The sequence below is a fragment of the Nostoc sp. genome (assembly GCF_036917355.1).
GTDB lineage: Bacteria > Cyanobacteriota > Cyanobacteriia > Cyanobacteriales > Nostocaceae > Nostoc.
On sequence record NZ_JBALDP010000034.1, the window covers coordinates 25,503 to 52,443 of the forward strand.

21 protein-coding genes, 4 tRNA genes and 1 pseudogene are annotated in these 26,941 nt (G+C 42.1%); 18 read left to right on the forward strand and 8 right to left on the reverse strand.

Annotation, left to right across the window (positions count from 1 at the left end):
- Positions 1–10: 10 nt before the first annotated feature.
- Positions 11–95, reverse strand: a tRNA-Ser gene (locus V7K53_RS09695).
- A 131-nt stretch (positions 96–226) separates the two neighbouring features.
- On the reverse strand, positions 227–1,147 hold the full coding sequence (locus tag V7K53_RS09700; protein WP_335197314.1) for a TIGR04168 family protein: 921 nt from the start codon (positions 1,145–1,147) through the stop codon (positions 227–229).
- On the opposite strand from V7K53_RS09700, the gene V7K53_RS09705 reads away from it, so the two are divergent.
- From V7K53_RS09705 to V7K53_RS09720, 4 genes are all read left to right on the forward strand, one after another.
- A complete protein-coding gene (locus V7K53_RS09705) occupies positions 1,127–1,282 on the forward strand; it encodes a hypothetical protein (RefSeq protein WP_163937771.1) in 156 nt (51 codons plus the stop codon). The two genes, V7K53_RS09700 and V7K53_RS09705, sit on opposite strands and share 21 nt — an antisense overlap.
- 14 nt (positions 1,283–1,296) lie before the next feature.
- Complete coding sequence (gene nadA, locus V7K53_RS09710; RefSeq protein ID WP_335197316.1) at positions 1,297–2,271, forward strand: quinolinate synthase NadA; 975 nt, start codon at positions 1,297–1,299, stop codon at positions 2,269–2,271.
- 124 nt (positions 2,272–2,395) lie between these two features.
- Positions 2,396–2,481 (forward strand) — tRNA-Tyr (locus tag V7K53_RS09715).
- 87 nt (positions 2,482–2,568) lie between these two features.
- Positions 2,569–2,640 (forward strand) — tRNA-Thr (locus V7K53_RS09720).
- A gap of 329 nt (positions 2,641–2,969) precedes the next feature.
- Here the strand turns inward: V7K53_RS09720 and V7K53_RS09725 are convergent.
- The gene (locus V7K53_RS09725) at positions 2,970–3,674 is read right to left on the reverse strand and encodes a group I intron-associated PD-(D/E)XK endonuclease (protein ID WP_335197317.1); all 705 of its coding nucleotides are present in this window, start codon (positions 3,672–3,674) and stop codon (positions 2,970–2,972) included.
- A gap of 72 nt (positions 3,675–3,746) precedes the next feature.
- A tRNA-Arg gene (locus tag V7K53_RS09730) sits at positions 3,747–3,819 on the reverse strand.
- A gap of 357 nt (positions 3,820–4,176) precedes the next feature.
- On the opposite strand from V7K53_RS09730, the gene V7K53_RS09735 reads away from it, so the two are divergent.
- The 4 genes and pseudogenes from V7K53_RS09735 to cutA all read left to right on the forward strand — a co-directional run bounded on the left by V7K53_RS09735 (position 4,177) and on the right by cutA (position 7,191).
- The gene (locus V7K53_RS09735) at positions 4,177–4,836 is read left to right on the forward strand and encodes an Npun_F0813 family protein (protein WP_335197318.1); all 660 of its coding nucleotides are present in this window, start codon (positions 4,177–4,179) and stop codon (positions 4,834–4,836) included.
- Positions 4,837–4,975: 139 nt separating this feature from the next.
- Positions 4,976–5,827 carry a hypothetical protein gene (locus V7K53_RS09740; RefSeq protein ID WP_335197319.1) on the forward strand — a complete coding sequence of 284 codons (852 nt, stop codon included), beginning with the start codon at positions 4,976–4,978 and terminating at the stop codon, positions 5,825–5,827.
- Between the two features lie 21 nt (positions 5,828–5,848).
- Positions 5,849–6,856, forward strand: a complete 1,008-nt coding sequence (locus V7K53_RS09745) for a transposase (protein WP_335197320.1) — start codon at positions 5,849–5,851, stop codon at positions 6,854–6,856.
- A 5-nt stretch (positions 6,857–6,861) separates the two neighbouring features.
- Positions 6,862–7,191 (forward strand): annotated as a pseudogene (cutA, locus tag V7K53_RS09750) (divalent-cation tolerance protein CutA).
- Positions 7,192–7,236: 45 nt separating this feature from the next.
- Here cutA and V7K53_RS09755 read toward each other — a convergent pair.
- Positions 7,237–8,178, reverse strand: a complete 942-nt coding sequence (locus V7K53_RS09755) for an ADP-ribosylglycohydrolase family protein (RefSeq protein WP_335197321.1) — start codon at positions 8,176–8,178, stop codon at positions 7,237–7,239.
- A 393-nt stretch (positions 8,179–8,571) separates the two neighbouring features.
- On the opposite strand from V7K53_RS09755, the gene V7K53_RS09760 reads away from it, so the two are divergent.
- The 5 genes from V7K53_RS09760 to V7K53_RS09780 all read left to right on the forward strand — a co-directional run bounded on the left by V7K53_RS09760 (position 8,572) and on the right by V7K53_RS09780 (position 15,565).
- Positions 8,572–9,111 carry a hypothetical protein gene (locus V7K53_RS09760; protein ID WP_335197322.1) on the forward strand — a complete coding sequence of 180 codons (540 nt, stop codon included), beginning with the start codon at positions 8,572–8,574 and terminating at the stop codon, positions 9,109–9,111.
- A gap of 239 nt (positions 9,112–9,350) precedes the next feature.
- The gene (sir, locus tag V7K53_RS09765; protein ID WP_335197323.1) at positions 9,351–11,267 is read left to right on the forward strand and encodes a sulfite reductase, ferredoxin dependent; all 1,917 of its coding nucleotides are present in this window, start codon (positions 9,351–9,353) and stop codon (positions 11,265–11,267) included.
- 87 nt (positions 11,268–11,354) lie between these two features.
- Positions 11,355–12,062: a 16S rRNA (uracil(1498)-N(3))-methyltransferase gene (locus V7K53_RS09770; protein ID WP_335197324.1), complete on the forward strand. Its 708-nt coding sequence runs from the start codon at positions 11,355–11,357 to the stop codon at positions 12,060–12,062.
- 68 nt (positions 12,063–12,130) lie between these two features.
- Positions 12,131–13,195, forward strand: coding sequence for a tetratricopeptide repeat protein (locus tag V7K53_RS09775; protein ID WP_335197325.1), 1,065 nt, complete (start codon positions 12,131–12,133; stop codon positions 13,193–13,195).
- A 72-nt stretch (positions 13,196–13,267) separates the two neighbouring features.
- Positions 13,268–15,565, forward strand: coding sequence for a VIT domain-containing protein (locus tag V7K53_RS09780; RefSeq protein ID WP_335197326.1), 2,298 nt, complete (start codon positions 13,268–13,270; stop codon positions 15,563–15,565).
- Between the two features lie 34 nt (positions 15,566–15,599).
- On the opposite strand, the gene V7K53_RS09785 is transcribed toward V7K53_RS09780, so the two are convergent.
- Positions 15,600–16,172: a hypothetical protein gene (locus V7K53_RS09785; protein ID WP_335197327.1), complete on the reverse strand. Its 573-nt coding sequence runs from the start codon at positions 16,170–16,172 to the stop codon at positions 15,600–15,602.
- A gap of 523 nt (positions 16,173–16,695) precedes the next feature.
- Between V7K53_RS09785 and V7K53_RS09790 the strand changes: the two genes are divergently transcribed.
- On the forward strand, positions 16,696–17,328 hold the full coding sequence (locus tag V7K53_RS09790) for an esterase/lipase family protein (RefSeq protein ID WP_335197328.1): 633 nt from the start codon (positions 16,696–16,698) through the stop codon (positions 17,326–17,328).
- Between the two features lie 52 nt (positions 17,329–17,380).
- On the opposite strand, the gene V7K53_RS09795 is transcribed toward V7K53_RS09790, so the two are convergent.
- On the reverse strand, positions 17,381–17,812 hold the full coding sequence (locus V7K53_RS09795; RefSeq protein WP_335197329.1) for a VOC family protein: 432 nt from the start codon (positions 17,810–17,812) through the stop codon (positions 17,381–17,383).
- 402 nt (positions 17,813–18,214) lie between these two features.
- Here V7K53_RS09795 and V7K53_RS09800 point away from each other — a divergent pair, with 402 nt between their 5' ends.
- The 4 genes from V7K53_RS09800 to V7K53_RS09815 all read left to right on the forward strand — a co-directional run bounded on the left by V7K53_RS09800 (position 18,215) and on the right by V7K53_RS09815 (position 25,305).
- Positions 18,215–19,036 (forward strand): TIGR00297 family protein, encoded by an 822-nt coding sequence (locus V7K53_RS09800; protein WP_335197330.1) that lies wholly within the window; start codon positions 18,215–18,217, stop codon positions 19,034–19,036.
- Between the two features lie 345 nt (positions 19,037–19,381).
- Positions 19,382–20,164, forward strand: a complete 783-nt coding sequence (locus V7K53_RS09805; RefSeq protein WP_099102542.1) for a peptidylprolyl isomerase — start codon at positions 19,382–19,384, stop codon at positions 20,162–20,164.
- Positions 20,113–22,815: a type I secretion system permease/ATPase gene (locus V7K53_RS09810; RefSeq protein ID WP_335197331.1), complete on the forward strand. Its 2,703-nt coding sequence runs from the start codon at positions 20,113–20,115 to the stop codon at positions 22,813–22,815. The genes V7K53_RS09805 and V7K53_RS09810 overlap by 52 nt, the downstream gene beginning before the upstream one ends.
- A gap of 729 nt (positions 22,816–23,544) precedes the next feature.
- On the forward strand, positions 23,545–25,305 hold the full coding sequence (locus V7K53_RS09815) for a S8 family peptidase (protein ID WP_335197333.1): 1,761 nt from the start codon (positions 23,545–23,547) through the stop codon (positions 25,303–25,305).
- A 107-nt stretch (positions 25,306–25,412) separates the two neighbouring features.
- Here the strand turns inward: V7K53_RS09815 and V7K53_RS09820 are convergent, their stop codons facing one another.
- The gene (locus V7K53_RS09820) at positions 25,413–26,921 is read right to left on the reverse strand and encodes an HlyD family efflux transporter periplasmic adaptor subunit (protein ID WP_335197334.1); all 1,509 of its coding nucleotides are present in this window, start codon (positions 26,919–26,921) and stop codon (positions 25,413–25,415) included.
- Positions 26,922–26,941 lie beyond the last annotated feature (20 nt).

Sequence of the window (26,941 nt, forward strand, 5' to 3'; positions counted from 1 at the left end):
AATTCCTCAACGGAGAGGGGGAGATTCGAACTCCCGGAGGTTTTAGCCTCATCCGATTTCAAGTCGGACGCAATCGACCACTCTGCCACCTCTCCAGTAAATCTGTCAAACTTGTGCTTATCCTAATTTCAGACGCTATTCAGGCGCTTTTGTGGGTTAGCACTAAACTTGACAGATAATACTATACCCTATTATTTACGCAGATTGCACTACTGGATGCGAATATCTACGACACAATACGCGATCGCTCGTACAAAATTTCCCCCTTAGCCACCTGAAAGTCATTCCCCACCCAAACTAGGGAAACTTGCGAAACCACACCTGCCTCTAGGGTGACAATGGAAAAATTACGCAACTTTTCGCCATCATTTTCCACAATCCTGGGGACACTAGCCGCATTTAAGTAAATTGTCCCCTCTGGACTTCTAAAGATGGGTTTGCGCTGCACCTTCTTGGTATGGCGTAAATCTCGGTGCATGTGACCAAATGTCACCAGAGGAATGGTTTTACCAGCAGTCAAGGCTTGAGAAATCGCCTCGCCCAAATCTGGATCGCCAAAGTCGCCGCCAATTGGATGCCAGTCTTTGCCGCAAGGATCTTCGGGGCGATCGCCTAATCCACTCGGCCCATTGTGACCCAAAAATATAATTGTCTCGTAAGCGGCACTTTTGATCGCTTTCACGATGCGATCGGCGGATTCTTCCAAACTCGTCACACCGTAACGTTCTTTACAGATTTCCGCGAATTTCCACTCTGGGCCACCCCAGGTAAAGGGACGACCCCCCACTACAGTTAAATTCCAAGTGGGAAAATCCAACTTACCGTAACCGACATGGGACGGGCCTAATAAATCGAGTTGTTCCTGTACCCAGTCTTCCTTAGAGCGGTCATAAGGAGCCTTTTTACGTCCCCATTCGGTGGCTGTGTACCAGGCATCGTGGTTGCCCATCACGGCTGCTTTGGGAATATCGAGAGAAGCGATCGCTCTGACCACTTCCACCGACTCGTTGCCAAAATCCCCGACAAACAGCACTAAGTCAACACCCAAATGCTTGAGTGCAACGCCATCTTCCACTTCCCATTGGTCGTGAATATCTCCAACTACAGCAATTTTGAGGTTTATCGATTGAGTTTTCTGACTGGTCATGCCACTTTCCTTGCCGTCTATCTCCAGGATATGAAACTCAGCCCGATTTGGACACAACCCCAAAATATCAACCGTCCACTATTTTTGGTAAAAACTACTATAATTGAATCCACAGGACATACATTTGCAACATAAAGCACCCCTAAACTGTGTTTACCACTGCACTAGCTCAACGAGAAAACACCCAACTGGGTGAACTACCATTAGATTTGTTTGCCGCGATTCAGAGTCTCAAAAAAGAACTCAACGCCGTTATCCTGGCGCATTATTATCAAGAGCCAGATATTCAGGATATTGCCGACTTTATTGGGGATTCATTACAACTAGCAAGAGCCGCCGAAAAAACCAATGCGGATGTAATTGTCTTTGCTGGCGTTCACTTCATGGCAGAAACAGCAAAGATACTTAATCCCGATAAATTAGTACTTTTACCAGATTTGGATGCTGGTTGTTCTTTAGCCGATAGTTGTCCACCAGACGAATTCGCAGCTTTTAAAGCAGCGCATCCAGATCATTTGGTGGTGTCTTACATCAACTGCTCTGCTGATATCAAGGCGATGAGCGATATTATTTGTACTAGCTCCAACGCTGTGAAAATTGTGCAGCAGATACCAAAGGAACAGCCGATTATTTTTGCCCCAGATCGGAATTTGGGGCGGTATGTGATGGAACAGACTGGAAGAGATTTGGTGCTATGGCAAGGTAGCTGTGTTGTCCATGAAACCTTTTCGGAAAAGAAAATTGTCCAGTTAAAAATTGCCCATCCTGAAGCAGAGGCGATCGCACATCCAGAATGTGAAAGTAGTGTATTGCGCCACGCCAGTTTTATTGGCTCTACAGCCGCCTTACTCAAGTATTGTCAAAGCAGCCCCACCAAAGAATTTATCGTTGCTACGGAGCCGGGAATCATTCACCAAATGCAAAAATTAGCTCCTGACAAGCATTTTATTCCTGCACCGCCGATGAATAACTGCGCTTGTAACGAATGTCCGTTTATGCGGTTAAATACCCTAGAAAAGCTTTACTGGGCAATGAAAAATCGCACTCCCGAAATTACCATGTCAGAGGATATTCGCCTTGCTGCACTGCGACCAATGCAACGAATGCTGGAAATGAGCGTGTAACCAGTATTTTTTATACAGATGGTAGAGACGCAGTTTTTTTGCGATCTCTACCCGCAAGTTATTTTTTCTAATCACTTGCAATTTCTAAAACATGGTGCTAAGATTTTAAATCGTGAGACAAATCGGGTCGGTGTCCGAGTGGTTAATGGAGACGGACTGTAAATCCGTTGGCTAGCGCCTACGCTGGTTCAAATCCAGCCCGGCCCACCACTTACGAAGTTATAAGTTATAATGACTGGGTTAAGAGCAAAGCTCCCAGCATTGTAACTTACAACTAAAAAACCAAAGTTATATTTCGCCCGTGTGGCTCAGTGGTAGAGCACACCCTTGGTAAGGGTGAGGTCACGAGTTCAATCCTCGTCACGGGCTTTTTAAATTAACGAAATAATCGACGTAAAGTTAAGGGTTTCAGGCTTTTTAAGGAATCTGAATGTTGAAAAGCTAACTCTATTACTTGCATTTTTGACTATGATTTGGCTATGCAGGACAGAATTTTGGCTATGATTTGACATAGAAAACAACCACTGTAACTTCAGTACTATCTATATACCGCTATAGAGGAAATATAAATAATTATCCCTTCCACGATCTCAGCTTAATTTTCAGATATAATAGTACGCTGCTAGCTGCTAAAATACAACCTGTAAAAACTGTAAAAAATTCAATGACTTAAGTCTATTGCGCTCTAAATTTGATCGCTAAGAAGCATTAATTATTGATGATTTAATATTTTCTCCAGTTTCTGTTAACTGTAGTTCCACTTTTCCATAAGCCTTTTTCACCCAATACCCTCTAGGTGGCTTTTCAACCCCATAAGCCTTACACCACTTCTCTACAGCTTTATCAGACACGCCAAAATCTCTCCCAATTTGTGCGGTTGGCTTTTCCCAAACTAGTTTTTCTAGTTGTTCTTTTGATGGTCTTTCTACTTTTCTAGTATGAATTCTAGAATCTGGGTTAACCTTTCTAGTTGTTAAATCAACGCCAAACTCCTTGTAGGTTCGCTTAAGTGCTACTTCAGTAAAGTCTGCAAAATCCTCCCACCAGTAAAAAGGATTGGGTGATTTAGGTGGCGTTGTCCTGATACCGCAACCACCAAACGTGATTGATGGATACACTACTTTGTTTATATCTGGCAAATAAAGGCCATAGAAATCAAAGTCATCAGATTTGTACTTTTTCTCATGACAACCATTCTTATCTGCCCAATTGCTTTTGTTTTTCAGTGTGCCATCACAACTGTATTTAGCTTGAATTCTGTAGCATTTGCTATCTTTGTAGGCAATCAAATCAAAAGGTGCATGTTCAGTTACTACTGGTATAAAAACCGAATATTCTTTCTCGACTAAATCTGCTATCACTTTAGCAGCTGCTAGATCACCCTTATCTTTTGTGTGGTGCATTTATATGAACTCTCAAGCCTATTTAGTAAATTACCATGAAAAGGCTTCTTTAGGGTTCGTATTAAGTTAAAACGAGCGCGGCAGGGTTCGAACCTGCGACCAACGGATTAGAAATCCGTGGCTCTATCCACTGAGCTACGCGCCCAACATAAATTAATGGCTCCTGAAGGAGTCACCTAAACTATTATATAGTCTTCGCCTACCAAGAAGCAATCAAAAATTGCAGATTTACCACTAGCAAGGCTAAGATGCTAGTCGCTAGCTAGTCAATTTACACTAAAAACGAAACAGATGGAGTATTGGTTTAGATATATTGTGTTGTCAAGGGGTTATTTGCCCGTTAGCGCTAACGTTCTCTGGGCGGCTACCTTCGGGAAGAATCTGGCGATCGCTAGGCTTATTTCCACACTATGCTAGGTAATTTCAGCCTTGGCGATGCTGCCAAATGCCATTATATATTCCATATTAAGAGTGCCCCTGTGAGGAGTTATTTGCTAGTGCCATGTTTATTCTCAAACGGCAGGATGTTGAAATATCAAGCATTCAGCACCCAAAAAAGGATCAGCAGGTGCCGATCCTCAGTTATCAAGGGCAGACTTTCCGCTTGATTAGTGTTTTCAAAGCTAGTCAAGAAGAAGAAGCTAGAGGCTTATGGAGAGAATTAACGGATAACCGGGGTAAAGCCTGTGTTTTGCTGGAAGAACCCGAACGCTTTAGTGTTTGGGGTAAAATCCGTTTAGAGCAACTAGATAGTGACACAGGTGGTCATGGCAAAACGGCGATTTTAATCCAAGCCGGTATTTTGCTGTTGCAGGGTGTTTCTATCGACATTGAAGAGTTTTTAGGTGCTAGGCAAGCTGCATTATTTGAAAAAGATATTGCGGAGGTGTTCAAGCAGAAACAATTTCCCCAAGCATCATCCCTAGAAGCGGTTAAATATTTGGTATCTACTAATCCTTTGCCGACAGCTAAAATACCTGATTGGCAAGAAAATCATGTAGTTATCCTGTTACAAGAACTGCATCGATTAGGAAAAGCCTATTTTGGCAATGCTAATTTTACCAAACAAGTGATTTATAAGCTAGAAGATATGCCAGAAGCCGAGCGATCGCTGTTTATCACTTGGCTAAATCAATCGCCACTAGGTAAACTATGGCAGTAGCATGGAAATTTTTCACAAAATTCCTGCCACTGGCACTTGCTTTTGGTGTCCGATTGTGTATTACCTGGCAGACACACTGCTAGATATACAGTCCTTTAAATCAAAATACTGCCAGAGTGCATCTACATAGTCAAGTCTTATGAATAACTCTTACGAGAATTCGTTCCTTTCTAAATCAATTTTCACCACTCAGAACATTGTCTTAGCTAATATTGGCTGGGCCGTACTGGCACTGCTATACTTTTTGTTGTTTAGTGCCAAAGTTCCCGGAGCAGATGGCATCGAAAGCCGAGCCGAATGGTATGTGATTGGCACAAATATTTTTGAAGCTTTAGCTTATTTGGGTGCCAGTATCTTATGCTTGAGGAACTGGCTGAGTCCGCAAATCGTCAGTGGCCGGAATGTTTGGCTCTTAATTGGGCTAGGTATGCTTTCCTATTTCGTTGGGGGGATAATTTTCGGCTATACCGAAATAATTTTAAAAGATGAACCGGATGTGTCTGTGGGCGATATATTTTTTGTACTGACTTATCTATTACTTGGCGCAGGCATGATTTTAGCTGTGGCTTCCAGGCGAATCAATCTGGAAAAATGGCAGTGGCTAATTGTGTTAGCAATTGCAGTGTTCGGTAGTTTGTTGGCATGGTGGATTTCTATGCAACAGGAAACACCCTCAGAACTGCTAGTCGCTATTTTGAATTGGTTTTACGTAGTTAGCGATGTAGTTTTGTTAATTATTGCTACCACTCTGCTACTAGCCTTTTGGGGGGGAAGAGTTTCCCAGTCTTGGCGAATGATTGCAGCCGCGGCCTTTTCGCTCTACATTGCAGATATGTGGTTTAAATACGCCCAAGGCCCCAATTATCAAAGTGGGGAGATATTAGAAGTGTTTTGGGTGTTTAGTGGAGTGTTATTTGGCATGGGCGCTGTCTTAGAATATGACGCATCACTAAGACGAACGCGGCGTACCAGTGGACGAAAACGAGCTTAGTAAGGATTTTTGGTATCTACCGTGAGAAAATTAACAGACTCTGACAAGCAAGAAATTCTGAAGTTATATCGAGAGACTGCCGAAACAACCTCAACTTTGGCAGACCGCTATGGTGTGAGTAACTCGACAATTAGTCGTCTGCTCAAAAGCACTTTGCCAGAAGATGAGTATGAATACTTAGTCTCTTTAAAGCGGGCTGCGAGAACTCCTGAAGGAAGGGCACAGGTAAGCTACGAGCAGTTACCGCTGCTGAGTCAACCAGAACCAGAGCCGGAAATAGAAGTTCCACCCAGCGAAAGCCAACCCTTGGAAGTGCTAAAGGTTGAGCCACTACCACGTAAGATAATTCGTGTAGAGCAGGAACTTTACTCAGAGGAAACGGCGGAGTCACTCGCTGCTAATAGACGAGTGCGGCGACGCCCGTCGGCGACGGAAAAACCAAAGCTCCGAGTCACAGAGAAATTAGAAACTCCAGAGCCAAAGCCGCCGGAAATAGTCAGCATCCCCATCCCACCGCTAAAGAACGAGCATCCAGGAGCGGCTGTCATCGCCCAGATGCTAGGCGAAGATTTGCTCGACGAATCAGAGGATTTGGATGATTTAGATGATGATGATTTAGAGGATGATGATTTTGAGGAAGAAGACTTTGATGACGATGACCTGGATGAGCAAAGACCTTTAGTTACAAGAAGAAGACCAGGTGAAGCATCAGTTGAAGTTTTACCACTGTCGATAGCCAATTTGCCCAAAACTTGCTATTTGGTAATTGACCGTTCCTCAGAATTAATTACGCGACCTCTGAAGGACTTTGGTGACTTGGGACAAATTCCCAGCCTGGAAACCCAGCAAAGAACTCTGCCGGTGTTTGATAACCATCGCGTCGCCAAGCGCTTTTCTACGAAGCGCGATCGCGTGATTAAAGTTCCTGATAGTAAAATGCTCCATAAGGCTCGGACTCATTTGCAAGCTAAGGGCATCACACGGCTGCTGATTGATGGTCAGGTCTATTCTTTGTCTACGACGGTTTAGAGGTCATGGAGACACCTGCTGGCTATGGTGTGGTATTGGTGACAGCTGGCAACATCCAGGAGGCAGAAACAATTGCAAATGTCCTTGTGAAAGCTAAACTCGCTGCTTGTGTGAGTCTGTTACCAATCCACTCAATTTACACCTGACAAGGGGAACTGCATAAAGAGCAAGAATGGCAATTACTGATTAAAACTGATTTGGCGCAATTTCCGGCAATGGAGGCCAAAATTAAAGAACTTCATTTTTATGAAGTGCCAGAAATTATTGCTTTACCAATTGTTGCCAGTTCTCAAGCCTACTTACAGTGGATTTCTCAGCAAGTAAAAAGTAAATAGTGAGGATTGTTATAACTTCTCACTCTTTACTCTCAACCAGTAACTCTAAGCGTAAACAGCCCTTGCAAAACGCTCTGCTAAGTAAATAATGTCCTGTCTACGAGCAATTTGGTTCATCCATTGTTTAGGAATATTTTCCACGCCGTAGTAAATTCCCGCTAATCCACCAGTAACGGCAGCGGTAGTATCTGTATCTCCGCCTAAGTTGACAGCTTTCAGCACCGCCTCAGAATAAGACGAGCTATTTAATAAACACCATAAGGATGACTCCAAGGTATCAATCACATAGCCGCCAGAATTAATCTCTTCTACTGGTATCTTGGCAATCTCACCACTGAAAACTCTGCCAAAATGCGGCTTCTCTAATAGAAATTCCCGCACAGAATAAATTGTTTGAATATCTTGCAATCCTTGTAAATAAGCTGTTTGCAGGTCAGCCCCTTCCAAGAGCGCCACTGCAATACTAATATAAATGCCACAGGCCATTTGCGATCGCGCATGAGCATGGGTAATCGCAGAAACATCATGTACCCGCGCTAGCAACTCGCCTAAAGTTAAGTTTCGGTGACAATAAGCCATCGGCAAGATTCTCATCAAAGAACCATTGCCATTACTATTTTCAACCTTACCGCCCGCCTGATGGGGAACAACTCCCTGCTTCAAGCGCATAATTGCTGTGTGGGTAGTTTGACCAATATCAAAGACATCGCCACGGGGAGTCCAGTAAGCCTCCTTATACCAGCGCCAGAAGGAATTGGCTATCGCATCTAAGGAATACCCTCTACAAAGGCATTCTGCCAAGCAAAAGCTTAAGGAGCTGTCATCTGACCAAGTTCCTGGTGGTTGATTCCATGTGCCATAACCTAACATCGTTGTCACTGGAGATTTTACTCGTTCAGCACGGCTAGTAAACTCCACTGGTACGCCCAACGCATCACCGACACATAAACCCATCAAACCAGACAACGTTTTTGCAGCGGTTAGCATTATTCAATCTCCACGAGAATTGCTCAAAATTAACTTTATAGATTCCCTCTATAGCTTATTGCAACAGATGTTACAGCCTACTTTTTCATCATCTGTGAAAAGCTCGGCAAAAATTATTAATTGGGTATTTTATTTACCATATCCCGACTTAGTTTTAGTTCCAAATATTGTGACAGTTTTAAAAGCGTCTATTGGGGAACAAACAGATAGAATGGGAAGACATTGAGATGTAATTATAACAACTTATTTATCAATTTAAGGGATAGCTATCCTGTAAGCGTTATACATTAACAACAACAGGTTTTTAATAAAATTTAGGAATCATTTGGAACATTATCACTTTATTTTCGACCTGGAATATACAAGTAAAAAATACAAAGTTTGGTAAAAATTATGAAACGCTTACTCAAGTCTTTCGTGACAATTTCTGCATTGTCTTCCTTAATAGTTACTCCTTTTGTTCTATCAGCTGGCCAAGCTTCTGCTGAAACTAAAAAGGGTACTGATGCTAGTTATGTTGGTGCTGGTGTTGCAGCTGGCGTTACCAGTGGCGGACAAGGCATCAACGATGATGCCACATTTGGTGGTAATGTCACAGGTCGCGTGAAATTAGGAACTACGCCGTTTTCTGCACGCGGTAATGTCCTCTGGAGTGATAAAACAAGTGCCATAATTCCAGAACTTTCTGTGGATGTGCCTATCGCTAATAAAACTAATGCCTATTTAACTGGTGGTTATTCTTTTGTTGAGAAAGATGGCTCACCAACTCCTATAGGTAACAAAGATTCAGTAGTGGTAGGTGCTGGTGTTGAATCGGAAGTTGCTAATAACTTCCTCGTCTACACTAATGCCAAAGTAGGACTTGGTGCTTACCAAAATAGCGATGCTTCTGCTGTTAGCATCAATGGTGGTATTGGTTATCGTTTCAAATAAAAGATTATTGAGTCCTCAGTCAGTTTATACTTTACTTAGTACTCAGGACTCAGCACTTCTTCACTCACTACTCCAAAAAGCTGGTTTTGTTAAGTATTACATCACTGACAAAGCCAGCTTTTGCCGTGATAAAATTAAAATATTCCTCATTATTCCGGCCGGATTACCGGGGATCAAATAGCCGAAGGGTGCTGATTCGGCGTCTACTAATGCTTTATTGAGAATACTATACAAGTCTAATGGTTAAATCTGCTCCTTCCCCCATCGCAACCCGTAAGCCTTCCAAAGTAGAAGGAATCAAGGAAAATAGTAATTTTTTGCGTGAACCTGTAGCAACTGAGATTCTTCAAGACACTACGCATTTTACCGAAAATGCGGTGCAGCTTTTGAAGTTTCACGGTTCTTATCAGCAGGATAACCGCGACAACCGCACCAAGGGACAGGAAAAAGATTACCAGTTTATGCTGCGGACAAAAAATCCCGGTGGTTTAGTACCGCCGCAGCTGTATCTAGCTTTAGATAAAATAGCTGATGAGTATGGCAACCACACGTTACGAGCAACTACCCGTCAAGGTTTCCAACTACACGGTATTTTAAAGAAAAATCTTAAATCAGCAATTGCCACGATTGTCAAGAACCTGGGTTCGACTTTGGGAGCTTGCGGCGACATCAACCGCAATGTGATGGCACCACCAGCCCCTTTTAAGAATCGTCCAGAGTATCAGTATGCTTGGGAATATGCCCAGAATATTGCTGACTTACTCTCAGCGCAAACAGGCGCTTATTACGAAATTTGGCTAGATGGGGAAAAAGCAATTAGTGCTGAAGAAGACCCAGAGGTGAAGGCAGCACGACAGCGCAACGGGAATGGCACAATTATCCATGACAACGAAGAACCAATTTATGGCACGCACTATATGCCCCGCAAGTTCAAAATTTGCGTGACGGTGCCAGGGGATAATTCGATTGATTTATATTCCCAAGACCTAACGTTGGTAGTAATTACTAATAAAAAGAAACAGCTAGAAGGATTTAATATTTTTGCTGGTGGTGGTTTAGGTAGAACCCACGGTAAAGAAGAAACTTTCGCTAGGTTAGCAGACCCCATTGGTTATGTGGCGAAAGATGACGTTTACGACATAGTGAAAGCGATTGTTGCTACCCAGAGAGATTATGGCGATCGCACCGACCGTCGTCACGCCAGATTAAAATATCTAATCAACGACTGGGGCGTAGATAAATTCCGCACCCAAGTTGAAGAATATTTCGGCAAACCAGTCGAAGCCTTCAAACCACTGCCAGACTTTAAATTTCACGACTTCCTCGGCTGGAACGAACAAGGTGATGGCAAGCTATTCTTAGGAATTTCCATTGACAATGGTCGAGTCAAGGATGAAGGTTCGTTTCAACTGAAAACCGCCTTGCGGGAAATTGTCGAGCAGTTCAACTTACCCATCCGTCTGACACCCAACCATAACCTGATTTTTTACGATATCGAACCAGATAGCAAGGAAGCTATTCAAGACATTCTCAGCCGTCACGGTGTCGGAGACGACCCTAGTAAAATCGAACCTTTAGTGCGGTATGCAATGGCTTGTCCGGCTTTACCCACTTGTGGCTTGGCAATCACGGAATCAGAACGCGCAATACCAAGTATTTTGGAGCGGATTCGCGCTCTATTAGATAAATTAGGTTTACAAAAAGAACATTTTGTGGTAAGGATGACAGGATGCCCCAATGGTTGCGCTCGTCCTTACTTGGCAGAATTGGCTTTTGTCGGTAGCGCTCCAGAATCTTACCAACTATGGTTAGGGGGTTCGCCAAATCAGACTCGACTGGCACAACCTTACATAGAAAAGCTGCACCATAATGACTTGGAAACCTTTTTAGAACCGATTTTTGTTTACTTTAAGAAATCTCGGAAATCAAAGGAAAGCTTTGGTGATTTTTGCGATCGCGTTGGTTTTGATAGCATCCGCGAATTTGCTGCTAGCTACGAACCCCAAACAGCTAATAGTGCAAACAAATCGCGCCATCGGGTGAATTTGAAAGAAGAGGTTTATAGCAAGTTGAAGGAAGTAGCAGAAAGTCAAGGTAAGCCAATGACTCAGTTAGTGACTGAAGCGCTAGAGGCTTACTTCCAGAATCTTTCGTAAGCCGAATAAATAATTAAACCATGATGGACACAGATGGATTTATCTGTGTCCATCTTTGATTTGATATTCTTAAAATTCCAAAATCCCATGTCTCAACTGCAAAGAATAGCGATCGCACCCTCCCAATTTCAACAAGGGCAAATTTTGCTCACCAAAGAACAACAGCATTATTTAGGGCGTGTGTTGCGCTTGCGTGAAGACGATCGCTTTATTGCAATGGATGGTAAGGGAAAATGGTGGTTAGCGCAGTTAGCAGGGGAACAAGCAGAGGTTTTAGAACCGCTTTTAGTAGAAACTGAATTACCTGTATCGATTACGCTGATGGTGGCGTTGCCCAAAGGTAATGGATTTGATGAAGTAGTGCGGTGTTGTACAGAGTTGGGAGTAGCTTGTATTGCACCAGTATTGAGCGATCGCACTTTGCTTCATCCTAGTCCTCAAAAGCTTGAACGCTGGCGGCGCATCGCTGCAGAAGCCGCTGAACAGTCAGAGCGCTCTTTTGTGCCGACAATTTTAGAACCTGTTGCTTTTAATACTGGCGTCACCGCGAATCAGACAAGTCACCGTTACATTTGTGAGGCTCGTGGAGAGTATCCCCATTTAAGCAAAGTGCTGAGTAGCATCTCCAAGGAGATTGTCATTGCTACTGGGCCAGAAGGGGGATGGACAACAGAAGAAATTGAGAATGCGATCGCATTTGGATTTCAACCTGTTTCTCTTGGTCGCCGCATCCTGAGAGCAGTTACAGCCCCAGTAGTAGCATTATCCTTGATTACCGCAGCTTGTGAAGTATAAATGATTTATAGCTCACGCAAAATTACTTTTGCGCGAGACATCACTCCAGCGTCTATTTAAAGTAAGTGATGATTGAGCAAGTTGCGATCGCCTTTGAGCATAAAGACTATCAAACAGCAGCTAAATTACTCAAACAGCTGCAAAAAGAATCACCCGAAAATCCTTGGGTACAATATTATCTCGGTCGGCTACATGAAGTATCTCAAAAGCACCAAGATGCAGAAAAAATTTATCGGCAACTGCTGCGAGATACAAGGAACGCCAAAATAGTAACGCTCGCACGCCAAGGTTTGCGACGGCTACAAGAAATTGAACTAGAAGAAAGACAAAGAGCTATTTCCCAAGCAAAATCTGAACCAAATAACACCGAACTTGGCGTACTAGTTTTAGAACCACTCAGTACCGAGATGAAAACAGAAGCATCTCGAAAATTTGCTCAGATTATGCAGCTAGACCCTTATACTGCACGATTAATACTGCCAAGTCGTGGCTGGAGATTGTACCGCACTGGCCAAGTAGGAGAACTAAAATTTTATGGCAAACAGCTACAGCAGGCTGGTATTCCTTGCTTTTGGGCAACAATAGCGCAAATTCAGCAAATTCAAGTTTATCAAGTCAAACATTTCCAAGCATCTACTCCACAAGCTACCGTTGTTTGTCGTAACGAAGTCAATCAACTTGGTTCTCTCACCTTTGACTGGTCAGAAGTCACAGCAAGAGTAATAGGACTTTTGCCTATTTTTGAAAAAGTTGTAGATGTTGATGCCCGACATCAATTGGAATGGAAAACTCAAACACAAGACTATGCTCAGTTTTGTGATTTACACATACCTGGTAGACGTTCCATTCTCCGATTTTATGATAACGGCTATGAATTTCAGCAAGGTTTAGAAATCATTCCTCAAGCTAGCCAAAATACAATCAGAATTAATTGGAATAGTTTATCAAGTTGGATTGACCAGCAACTACCTCAAGTGAAAATCTGGTCAGATTTCGCGTCTTTTGCAGATACAACATTAGATCAAACAGAAATATTGAGTCACATCAAGTCTCACATCGAGCTGTTTCGTAGGGAACAGACCAATTGGGATTCAGCTTTTCATTTGTATAGTGGACTGGTGTTTGTTAAATAATTCGTAATTCGTAATTAAGTTACTTCTTACCTACTTTAAGAAGTAAGTTTACAAATCAAATAGGAGTGTTCTATGAATACAGTAAGTGCTAAAAACCTAAAGTTAGGAGGCTTGTACGTCCAATCTCCTCAAGGAGAGCAAGTAATTTTTCCGCTCAAGCACACAGAAGTTCTAGCAAAAATTGCAGGTAATCTGTCACGAGTTGAGGTCATCCAAAGTTTTGAAAATCATTTCACGCAGCCTTTAGAAGCAGTCTATATCTTTCCGTTACCTGATGAGGCTGCGGTGGATGATATGGAAATAAAAATAGGCGATCGCATCATCAAAGGTAATATTAAAAAACGTGAAGAAGCTGTAGCCATCTACGAAAAGGCAAAACAAGAAGGACGCACCGCCGGACTTCTAGAACAGGAACGAGACAACATTTTCACCCAATCTCTGGCTAACATCAAACCTGGCGAACAAATTGATGTCACAATTCGTTACACCGAAAGTTTAAAATTTGAGGCAGGAAACTACGAATTTATTTTCCCGATGGTTGTAGGACCAAGATATATTCCGGGAACGCCGATAGATGGTAGCGGTGATACAGACCAAGTTCCTGATGCTTCGCGCATTACACCACCTGTAGTCTTAGAAGGAACGCGCTCGCGTCACAATATTAATGTCACAGTAGAAATTGATGCAGGTTTACCAATTTCGGAAGTGCGTTCTCCTTCCCATCAATTAAAAATTGAACACTCAGGTCAAATTGTGCGGATTCAGTTAGCTGGAGAAGATACAATTCCCAATAAAGATTTAATTCTCCGCTATCAAGTTTCTGGTCAAGAAACTCAATCTACAGTATTAACCCAAGCCGACGATCGCGGCGGACATTTCGCCATATATCTGATTCCGGCTTTGGAATATTCCACTGATGAGATTGTCCCCAAAGATGTCGTATTTTTGGTGGATACTTCTGGTTCCCAATCTGGCGATCCGTTGCAAAAGTGCCAAGAATTGATACGGCGATTTATTAATGGGTTGAATCCCAACGATACTTTCACAATTATCGATTTTTCCGATAGAGTCAGACAGTTATCGCCAACACCTCTGCCAAATACACCAGAAAATCGTGCCCAAGCGATCGCTTACATTAACAATTTACAAGCTGATGGCAGCACAGAAATGCTCAGTGGCATTCGTACAGCCATAAATTTCCCTACACCAGTCGGAAGATTACGCAGCGTTGTACTCTTAACCGATGGCTACATCGGTAACGAAAATGAGATTTTGGCAGAGGTACAACAGCATCTAGAACCAGGAAATCGCCTTTACAGTTTTGGTGCTGGTAGTTCAGTTAACCGTTTTTTACTGAATCGCATTGCCGAAATTGGCCGAGGAATATCCACAATTATTCGTCATGATGAACCCACGAGAGAAGTTGCCGAAAAGTTTTACAGGCAAATTAACAATCCTGTACTCACAAATATTCAAATTTCTTGGCAAGGTGACACAGAATCGCCTGTGATTTACCCAAAGGTAGCGCCTGATTTATTTTGCGAACAACCATTAGTTTTGTTTGGTCGCAAACAAGATAGAGTTGGAGGTAATCTACAAATCTCCGGCATTGCTGCGGGCGGTAAGCACTATGAAAAAATGTTTAACCTGATATTTGAGGAAACAGGAAATCTTGCTGTGGCGCAGTTGTGGGGACGCGCTCGCATCAAATACTTGATGAATCAAATGGTGAGTTTTGAAACTAAAGCTGGTGTAGAAGCAGTTACAAAAACAGCCTTAACTTATCAACTTCTTTCTCAATACACCGCTTTTGTGGCTGTCAGCGATGACGTGCAGGTTGAACCAGGAAGCGAATATCTGTCTATGCAAGTGCCAGTGGAAATGCCCGAAGCAGTTAGGTTTGGTAAAGCTTCGGCTGCACATAAAATATCACTCTCAATGCCATCAGCGCCAGCTTCAGAAGAAGCTCCAGATTTTCTTCGGCAAAAGCGATCGCCACAATCTCCAGTACCCAAAGAAGTCGAGATATCTTTGAGCTTTGATTTAGAGGAGATGGTACAAGATGAAATATTAGACGCAGCCATAAACCATCAGTTAGAGGTCATCAGCGTCACTGGCTTGGATAATACAGAAATTGCTGACCTAACTAGACACCTTCAGCAATTAAACTTTCCTTCAGGCTTTAGTGGTGAAATCGTCTTTGAGTTCACCGTCAATAAAGGTCGGGTAGAACGGGTAGTTTTGAATGAGGAAACCTCTACCCTAAAAGATCCAGTTGTAGTGGAGAAAATTAAGCGATCGCTATTACTTTGGAGAGTTACCCCATCTACAACTGGCAAAGTTATCTTAACCTTGCATCTTCATCTTTAATCTATAGAGACCGTAAATTTACGGTCTCTATGAATTATTTAGGTGTTTTAATCTGACGTGCCATGTCTAGATAAGCACTCATATTCGCTCCTGGACGACGACGACCATTAGAGCTAGTAGTCGAAGGAGCAAGATATTTTGGTGCAAAGGTTGTTTCAGTAGGCTGTTCTTTGAGTACTTTAGCTGCTGCGGCTTTTGCTTTTTTGCCCGGTTCAACTTTAAGACCTTCAGCAGTCTGGACTAGTTGAACGTCGGCTGGTTTGGGATTTTTAGCTGATTTTTCCTTAGCTGGTTTTTCCTTAGCCTTAGCTGCGGAGGTTTTTGTTCCATTCAATGAATCTGGTTTAGATGGAGTTGGTGCTTCTGATGAAATTGTCTCTGCTACTTTCTTAGCATTCGATGCAACTGTGGATGTAACTGTCTCTGCTACTTTCTTTGCATTCGATGCTACCTCTTTAGCAGCATCTTTGGCAGCATCTTTGGCTTCGTCCAATTCTAAGAAGTAGCCGTTGCTTTTTTTCTTCCCTGGTAACAATCCGGTAATGAAACCCAAAATACCGCCAAGAAAACCCTGAATACCCGAAATTAACTTTTTGATAAAATCCATTACAATTACTCCTGCCTTTTACCTTTTATATTTGTAACTCGAACGTAATTGTTAAAAATTACGACAAAATGTTACAGTATCTACTTAGTGTCACCTCGCTCTGGTGACAACCCTTATAGGCTTGTGCTTAATTAACATTGTAGTAAAACCACAGGGCAAAATGTTCTATTGCAAGCATTTGCAACCTGCATACACCGAGAACTAATTATTAAATTTTACTGTAGCTAAGAGCAAGATTCTGAAAGCAAGCTTTACAAGAATTAACATTTCTTTGTTTGGTAAATACCCAATTGAAGTTAAACAAGCAGTTTGCTCTCATCCAGTGGGAAGAGTGTCATAGCCGAATAGCAAATGGCAAGATTAATTCGTTAAATTTTATACAAACTATTTTTTAAAGCATTTCAGTTTTGTTTGCAACAATATCTTTATAAAGAAAGAATCCGAAAAGCAATAGCTTCAGTTTGTAGAGCAGTATGTACCTACAAAAGTGAAATACACCCTTTAATTCAGTTAGATTTTGTAAATGAACATTGAAAATCAACAACGCAATCCCGTTTTGTTAATACACGGCATTGACGATACGAGGGCAGTTTTCCAGAAAATGGCGGTTCACTTAGTATTACAGGGTTGGTCTGTACATTCTCTGAATCTGGTTCCTAATAATGGTGTAGTGGGTCTTGATGAATTGGCAAAACAAGTAGCAGATTATGTTACAGCGACCTTTGCACCAGAACAACGCCTAGATTTAATCGGCTTCAGTATGGGAGGAATTGTCAGCCGTTACTATGTTCAGCGATTGGGAGGAATTAACCGCGTGCAGCGGTTTATTACCATCTCTTCGCCCCATCATGGAACTGTGGTTGCTTATGGTTCTGGGCGTCCTGGTTGCCTACAAATGCGTCCCGACAGCATTTTTCTCAAGGATTTAAATTCTGATGCTGTAATGTTGGGGCAGCTAGATTTTACGTCTATCTGGACACCTTATGATTTAATGATTGTCCCAGCAAATAGTTCACAAATGTCCGTAGGAAGCCAAGTAATAGTACCAGTTACTCTACACCCTTGGATGCTAACAGACTCCAGGAGTTTAGCGGCAGTCACAGCAGCTTTAGCAAAGCCTATTAAGCTACCCTTGCTGAATAAAAAATCCAGTTAGTAACCAGGATGCTTGTTACGCTTGCATCACTTGATTTTTAATTTTTAATTTTTTAAGTTCTATCCCCAATTTGCGTATGTTCGTAACTCCCAAAAATCGCCTCTGGGTGACGATAATACTTGAACTCCATGAGATTATAAAAGGGATCTTCTAAAAAGAAAGTGCGATGCTCAAGAGGAGAACCGACAAAGCGATTTTTGGTTTCTTCACGAAAAAGTAGCTGTTGTTGTTGTGCCCTTTGTAGTAAGTCTTGCCAGTCACATTCTTGGGTAAAAATTAGCCCAAAGTGTCTGGGATAGATAGTTTTTTGCGGTATCAAAGGTTCTTTGGTGACATGAGCCACTAATTGATGACCGTAGAGATTGAGTATCAGGGCATGGTGGTTTTCACGACCAGGAATGCAGCCCAAACCATCTACATAATATGCTTTTGTTTGGGCAATGTCAGTTACAGGAAAAGCTAGATGGAATAAAGTTTGGCTCATAGCTTATGTGAAAAATACTAGTAATTTATGCTATCTACAATTTATGCTATTAAGTTTTGATTGTGGTTAACTTGGACACAGTTTTTATTGACATTAACTTATATTCTTTATCCTTATTACTAAGATTGGGGACTGAGTAATACTTCCGCCACTGTACTCTGCGGCTACGGAGAAGAGTCTACCTAACTCAAAAGAAGTTTTGCATTTTGTTTAATCATTACAGCGTATATCTAAGACATCATCGATGGTTTGACACTCAGCTTTCAGAGCGATGCCTACGCAATTTACTTAATAATACAAACATATTACTTTACTTAGAGAGGTTTCAAAAATAAAGCACTAAACATCATAAATTCGTTATTCTGTTGATATTCAGACAAAATTACTCATAATTAATTGCTGATGTCATCCTCAATAGATTCTGTAAATCCCTGGTTAGTAGCAGTAGTATTAAACACAATTTTATTGGGTTTAGCTTGGATTGCTCCGAAAAAGCTACTTACCCCTGCTGGATTATTCCACGCCTGGTTTTTGGCCATCTTAATTTGGGTAACTCTAGGCTGGCAAGGATATGCAGTAGTAATGTTCTATTTTTTGGTTGGTTCTGGCGTTACCCGCATCGGGATGGCGCAGAAGGAGGCAGAAGGAATTGCCGAAAAGCGTTCTGGGGCAAGAGGCCCAGAAAATGTCTGGGGTTCGGCTTTGACTGGGGCACTGTGTGCCTTGGGAGTAGGAATAATAAATTCGGGATTCCTCGTACCTAATCCCCAGTCGCTAATCCTCAATACTTCGGCTTCGCTCAGTACAAGTCTTCAGTCTCTATTATTACTAGCCTATGTAGCAAGTTTCAGTACGAAACTAGCTGACACTACTGCCAGCGAAGTCGGTAAAGCTTATGGTAAAAGTACCTTTTTGATTACCACACTCCAACCAGTACCTCGCGGCACAGAAGGAGCGGTAAGCTTGGAGGGAACTTTAGCCGGGATCGTGGCTTCTGTAGCGATCGCATTTGTGGGTTGGGGAGTTGGCTTAATCGATCTATTGGGAGTAGTTTGGTGTGTACTGGCAGCATTTATTGCCACTAACCTAGAAAGTGTGATTGGGGCAACACTGCAATCTAAGTATACCTGGCTGACCAATGAAGTAGTAAATATTTTTAATACATTAATTGGTGCGATCGCATCTGTGCTACTTGCTTGGACATGGATAACTTTCATTAACTAGACTGACGAGAATAAATAATTACAATTACTCGTTTAAGTGGGGCATTTAGGCCGTTACCAGTTCCAGATTCCCCACTCAGCACTCTTGAAAGGCATTGGTAAAAAATAACTATTTGCCTTACTACTGCGCCACCACTAATATTTTCAATCCTGATTTTGTCCCCACTATACTGTAAAAGTGATCGTGGCAAATTATTTTATTTACTAGCTATATAATTTTTTGACCATTTAGATGTAATTAGTTCATTGAATCTTTATCGTATTTATCCATGAATGACCAGATGATTTCTATATGATTTAATTTAAAAGTTCTATAAGTGTTTAACCATTTTCACATAATTAGTTCATGGAATCTTTATCATTTTTGACAATTAATGACCAAATAATTTCTATAGAGCAAGCAGTAAAGTACCTGCAAGCCTCTGGAAAATTGGGACAGTTCATTGGAGATATTCTCCGGCAGTACGTAATTGAGGAAGAAATCAGAACACGAGATGATATTGAAATTGGCACCGCAATAACTGAACAGTCAATTATTGACTTTAGGCTGAAAAATCAACTCACTGACCCCCAAAGTTTTCAAGAATGGTTAAAGACAAATAACACAGATTACGCTACTTTTCACACATCGGTTGCTTTTGGTTACAAGTTAGAAAAGCTGAAAGCTGTAGTCACACAAACAAAACTCCCAGAATATTTTATCGAACGCAAGATTTTCTTGGATCGGGTAGTACTTTCCCGGATTGTTGTTGATAATCGAGAATTGGCAGACGAACTCCAAACCCAAATAGAAGAAGGAGGTAGTTTTGAGCAACTAGCCAAAGAGTATTCTCTTTCAGATGACCGAATTGTGAATGGCATGATGGGAATCGTCAGCCGAGGTAGTATGCCGGATATATTACGGGCAGCTATTGATGTAGCCAGTCCTGGACAATTGATAGGTCCAATAGAAATCGTTGGCAAAGACTCTCCCCAAGGAGAAGGGCCTTATGGTTTGTTTCGAGTAGAACAATTTCTACCAGCGTCTTTAGAAGATACTCAACTACAGCAAGCACTACAAAATGAGTTGTTTGAAAAATGGCTAGCAGAGAAAATTCAAAAACTGACAGTCAAGTTACAAGTGAGTTAAAAACTCTGGATAATGAATCTTTACGATTAAAAGTGCTAGCTTCTTTGCCTTGGAATCAGCCACCGCTATCCTGGCTGACTCCCGAACAACAATCCCGATTGGAAAATGAGTGCCAAACCCGCCAGTATCGTCTTGGAGAAAAAATCTGGTCAAACGATGTCGGTGGCTATCAATTTTTAATTGTGGCTGGGAAAGTCCGCTTGCGAGAAGAGGGCGTTGGCAAACCAATAGCCGCCCTAGATGCAGGAGATTGGTTTGGCGATTTCCAAAAGCTGTCTGCGGATTTTAAAGCTGTAGCTGCTAGTAAAGAAGTGGTAGTAGTTTGTTGGGAAACTGCGTTGTGGGCAGAATTTTCTCACCCACAAATTCAGGAATTTTGGCAAGCATTACCAGTAGAGATGGAAGGACAAAGGGAGACATTTTCCTTCTCTAGCACTCCTTCGGTAACATCAGCCTCAGACGGGACTTCCAGCCCCCACAGCCTCCAACCCCAAAAAGGACTCCCAGCCGCCAATTTAATCGCTGCAATTTATCCGTTTGTTGCCAGTTGGAATACCGCTGCTGCCTGTTTAACAATGGTGGCGCAACAACTAGAAAATTCTGTGCAACTGGAATGGGTGCAGCGTCAACTCAGAGGACAACGCCCAAAACAGGTTGTGGAAGCAGCAGAAAAGTTAGGGTTAGTGTTGCGGCGCTTACAAGTGAGTTGGAGTGAGTTGCGACAGTTGTCATTTCCAGCTTTATTGCTGTGGAATTCTGACTCACCCCAGAGTCCATCCTGGGTGGTGGCTTATGGAGTTAAAGGCGATCGCTTAATTATCGCTAACCCTCTAAATCCCGAACGGACTTGTGAAAGCTTGCCGCAGTCGATAGTTGAGGCATCTTGGGATGGACAATTGTGGCAAGTAGAACTCATATCCCAGCAAGAAAAATTTAACCTCAGTTGGTTTACCCCAGCAGTTTGGAAGTATAAGGGATTGCTCACGGAAGTATTGTTAGCATCTTTTACCTTGCAGCTTTTGGGGTTAACAACACCGCTAATTACCCAAGTCGTCATTGATAAAGTGATGGTGCAGGGGAGTTTGCCGACTCTCGATGTGATGGCGCTGGCACTTTTATGCGTAGCCATATTTGAATCCATACTGGGTATTCTCCGCCTATTCATCTTTACCCATACAGCTCGTCGTCTGGATTTAAGTTTATCAGCGCAGCTATTTCGCCATCTGATGCGTCTGCCTTTGGCTTATTTTGAGTCGCGGCGCGTTGGAGACACAGTAGCAAGAGTCCAGGAACTCGAACAAATTCGTCAGTTTCTCACAGGTACAGCATTAACTGTGATTCTGGATAGCATCTTTGCTGTGGTTTATCTGGCATTGATGTTTTACTATAACGTCCCACTCACCTTTGTGGCTTTAGCAGTACTGCCACTATTTGCCACACTAACGATAGTTGCAACACCAATTCTGCGTAACTGGCTCAACGAAACCTTTAACCGGAGTGCCGATAGTCAATCGTTTCTAGTAGAGACAATCACCGGAATTCACTCTGTTAAAGCTCACGCAGCCGAACCAGTAGCCCGCGATCGCTGGGAAGGCTTATTTGCCCGCTTCATTCGCACAGGTTTTAAAGCTTCAACCACCTCCAATATCAGCAGCAACATTGGTGACTTTCTCACTAATTTGTCGACCATGCTGATTCTCTGGTTTGGAGCCAAGTTAGTCATCGAACAAAAGCTCACAATTGGACAGCTTGTTGCATTTCAAATGTTGTCTGGTAGAGTCACAGGCCCGCTTTTGCGCTTAGTACAGTTGTGGCAAAACCTTCAACAAGTGCTACTTTCTGTAGATCGCATTGGTGATATTCTCAACGTCTCCCCAGAAGCTGAACTGGGAACTGGCTTAGTTTTGCCACCCCTGAAAGGACAAATCACCTTCGAGCAAGTATTTTTCCGCTACCGGCCCAACTTTGAAGCAATTCTGCGAGGAATCTCTTTCAGTGCCGAACCAGGGCAGTTTGTTGGTATTGTCGGACGTAGCGGTTCTGGGAAAAGTACCCTATCTAAGCTATTGCAACGCCTCTATCAAATTGAATCAGGACGCATCCTGATTGATGGTTTTGATATAAAAAGTGCCGATTTAGCCTCACTGCGGCAACAAGTTAGTGTAGTTCTCCAAGAAGACTTTTTATTTAACGGTTCTATTTTGGAAAATATCACTCTCGGTAGTCCCGACATTACCGCAGAGCAAGTTGTAGAGGCGGCAAGATTAGCCGTGGCACACGACTTCATTAGTCAATTACCCTACGGTTACGAAACCAATGTTGGCGAACGCGGTACAGCTTTATCTGGTGGACAGAGACAACGGATTGCTCTGGCAAGGTTATTTCTTTCCCAAGCGCCGATTTTAGTTTTGGATGAAGCTACTAGTGCCTTGGATAGTGAAACTGAACAACAAGTGCTGCAAAACCTGCAAAAAATTTCCGCCAACCGTACCGTGTTCCTGATTGCTCACCGCTTTGCTCCCCTTAAACGTGCCGACTTGATTTTGGTATTAGAGCAAGGCGTGATTGCCGAACGTGGTACTCACTCACAATTGTTGCAACAAAAGGGTTTGTATTGGTCACTATATCAACGGCAGCAAGCAAACATTTAATAGATTTAACTAACTCAAAGCTTGTGGCTACATAAAAGATAAACCTTTGCAAAGCGACTTAAGCATAGCCTTTGGCGAATGGAGCATAACTTCATTCGCCATTTTAATTTTGCTGATTTCAATAGACCTCTTGCAAAAGTGCTTTTTGCAAGAGGGGGAAAAGGGTAAAGGTTAAAGGGAAAGGGGACAATACAGAACCTTTCCCCTTTCCCCCTTTCTCTTTTCCCGATAAATGCCAAGAAGTCTAATAATTACCCTTGCTCAGTCTGGGTGGTGTAAATACTTTTATAGCCCTCTACAGTTCAGTTAGCCCTAAAAACCTTAAACTGCGTAGGTTGGGTTGAGGAACGAAACCCAACATTTTTAGTGCTTTGTTGGGTATTACTTCGTTCAACCCAACCTACGATTATCCTTAACTGAACTGTATTTTTTATAGTCGGCGATCGCAGCAGTTATGAGAGTAATAAAAGGAGCCATGACATCCTAGTATCATTTTTGCATTAGTCTCCATTAATACACCTCAAATATTTAATATTTACTCGATAAAGTTACTCTTAATAAAAACCATAATTATCATAATTTTTTTGGTAATAAAATTAGCATTTTGTTATTAGATTCCATAGTAATTATTGAGAATGAAGTTTGAATCACCCATTGAAATCTTTTTATTGTAAAGGTTTCAAGACTTCAAACTGTCAAAAAACGGTTGCTATCTTTGAGAAAAATTTTATGCACATTGATGATGTTAATAACAATATATTGTCAAAGAAACAGCTAAATGCCACTTCAATCTCCTCATTAGATAGCTTTAATACAAAAGATAACTACAGCCTCAACTTCAGCAGACGTAGTAGCTATAACTCAGCAAATGCTGATGTGCGGTTACTAAATAGCGATGAATCTGAAAATAGCAATAACGCTACTACTAATACTTTTAGCACTCAAAATTATAACTCCACTAATGGCTATGGCTTGATTAATGGAGCAGCAGCAGTGGCTAGAGCTATTGGTCAGAATACCTTTGCTGATGTTCCCGATCTGGGTGGCAATAATTGGGGAGCAGACATGGTTAAAGCACCGGAAGTTTGGGCACAAGGATATACAGGTAAAGGCGTTATTGTCGCTGTTGTAGATACTGGAGTTGATTACAACCACGAAGATTTAAAAAATAATATTTGGACGAATACTAAGGAAATTGCGGGTAACGGTATAGATGATGATGGAAATGGCTATATTGATGATAATTACGGCTGGAACTTTGCCGATAAAAACAACAACACCCTAGATGACAACGGTCATGGTACTCATGTTTCCGGCACGATCGCCGGAGAAAATAATAACTACGGTGTCACTGGTATTGCCTACGATGCCAAGATTATGCCTGTCAAAGCTTTAGATAGCTCCGGTTCTGGTTCCTATAGTTCCATATCTAAAGGTATTCGCTACGCTGTAGATAATGGAGCTAATGTGATTAACCTCAGCTTAGGAGGCGCATCTTCTAATCGCACTTTAGAGTCAGCCATTAACTATGCCAGCAGTAAAGGAGTAATTGTCGTTATGGCAGCAGGTAATGATGGTGACTCATCACCAGACTATCCCGCTCGCTATGCATCCAAGTCGGGAATTGCCGTTGGGGCAGTAGATAAAAATAATAATTTGGCCGACTTTTCTAACCGCTCTGGAACAAATCCAATCGCTTACGTCACAGCTCCAGGAGTCAAGGTTTATTCATCAGTTCCGAATAATCAGTATGCAACTTATAGCGGCACATCTATGGCTGCTCCTCACGTTGCTGGTATCGTTGCCCTGATGCTTAGTGCTAACTCCACCCTGACTGATGCCCAAGTACGTCAGATTGTCACAGAAACCGCAGGAAATAGTACACAAACTACAAGCTCTAGTTTGAAGATTTCTAATGTCAGTTCTCTAGCGAGTCAAGTGATTGCACAAACCGCAGGAAATAACACACAAACTACAAGCTCTAGTTTTAAAATTTCTAATGTCAGCTCTCTAGCGAGTCAGGTGATTGCACAAACCGCAGGAAATAGTACACAAATTACAAGCTCTAGTTTTAATAGTTCCAATTTTGGCTCTCTAATCGGTCAGGGAATTACAGAATCCACAAGATATCTAACCCCAGAAAAGATTGCTAGTTTTAATAATTCCAATTTCGACTCTCTAATCGGTCAGGGAATTATAGAATCTGCAAGATATCTAACACCAGAGACGACCGCTAGTTGGAATAATTCTGATTTTAGCCCTGTGATTGGTCAGGCAATTACAGAAATCACAAAATATTTGATATCAGGCGAAGGTAATAACATATCAACAAATCCAGAATTATGGTCGCAATTTCAAAACTATGAGAAGATTCTGGGCAGTATCAATGTGAATAGCAATCAAGATGAAAATAATCCAGATTTTGCCAAACTACTAGAGGGAATGCAAAAACAAATAGATCAGTATAGAAAATTTTTGGGTATAGCTTGAAAATTATAGCGATTTGCAGTTAAGTTCAATACTGCTCGTCTGTCGTGGATAAATGTAGGGGTTTAACAATGCTAAACCCTTACTTGTGGCTAATCTAACAGACTGTTCTATCTAACAGAAAATGCTTCATTGAAACGCCGTGTCACAGGCTCAGTGATGAATGTCAAAATTGATTTTTTACGAGTGACAATTTCACCTGTAGCAGCCATCCCTGGTGTAAATTCTACTTCTTGACCCCGAACATTGACTGCGTGTTTATTTAGCTTAATTCTCGTTGGAAAAACTAAACCCAATTCTTTATCAGCAATTGCATTTGGACTGACTTGCATAACTTCGCCATCCACAATGCCAAATTCTTGGAAGGGAAAAGTCGCCATTTTCACTTTTGCCTTCATTCCCTGACGAATAAACCCAATATCGCGGTTGAGAACTTTCACCTCTAGAAGCATTTCTTCGCCTTCCGGCAAAATTGACAGCAATTCTTCACCCGATTGTACTGGCCCCTTGGTGGCTTTGACTTTATAAATTGTACCGGCTACGGGAGCCTCAATCGTTTCTAAAGCTTGTTGCTTCCTCGCCTGCTCTAATTGACCTTGAACAGTTGTCAGTTCTTCTTTACGCTTATTAAACTGCGTCAAAATTTCGCTTTGGCGTTCTGATGCTACACGCTGGGCCTGACTGCGTGCAGCGTTGTAAGCTTGTTCTGCTTGGCGAATTTCTTGGACTTGAGCCGCAATATCTTTTTCTAATGATGTGACTTTATCTTGAGCTTCTGTGATTCTATTCTGGGCGTTGATGACTTCATCTTGCGCTCTAGTGATTTCTGTCTTTGCACGAGTTAATCTTTCTTGGGCATCCAGGTAATCAACACGAGGCACAGCGCCAGGAGTAATTAGAGTACGTAGGCTTTTTTCCCTTTCTTGAGCCAGGGCTAAATTACTTTCAATTTTAATTCGGATGCTATCTGCATTGACAAGGTTGGTTTGAGCATTCGCAAAGCTGCTTTTAGCATTAACTAAGTTATCTTGCAATCGACTCAAGCGGACTTTAGCTTGATCGATGAGTGCTATTTGGCGATTTGCTTCTGCTTCTGCTGCTGCTTGACGCGCTTGGTAGTCTTGCAGGCGGGAGCTTAAAAGTTCATCTTGCAGTTTCGTCCCAGTAGTTTTGCCTCCAACACGTTCTGCATCCAAACGCTGTAAATCGTCTTGAATCAATCTAGTAGATTTAGCTAGGCGGGAAACGTCGGTTATTTGCAAGTCTGGATCTTTTTGAATCAGAATTTGACCTTTAGTAACGCGATCGCCTTCTTGTACTTTAACAGCGACAATTGACCCTCCACCCAAAGATGTCACCGGTCTTACCTGTGTAGAAGCAATTAATTCCCCTGGTGCTGTTGCTACTTCATCTATTTGCGAGAAGTACGCCCAAGCGATCGTCCCAAATACGATGGCGCTCATCGTTCCCGCTAATAATCTAGTGTACAGGGGTGGCAATTCCTGTACCGCCTTCCCCAACTCATAAGTAAGTTGTTCTTCCGGTTTAGCGAATCGCTCTTTTGTTTGACGTGCTTGAGCAGCATTTACCATATATTTTTGTCCTTTGTCATTTGTCATTTGTCATTTGTCATTTGTCC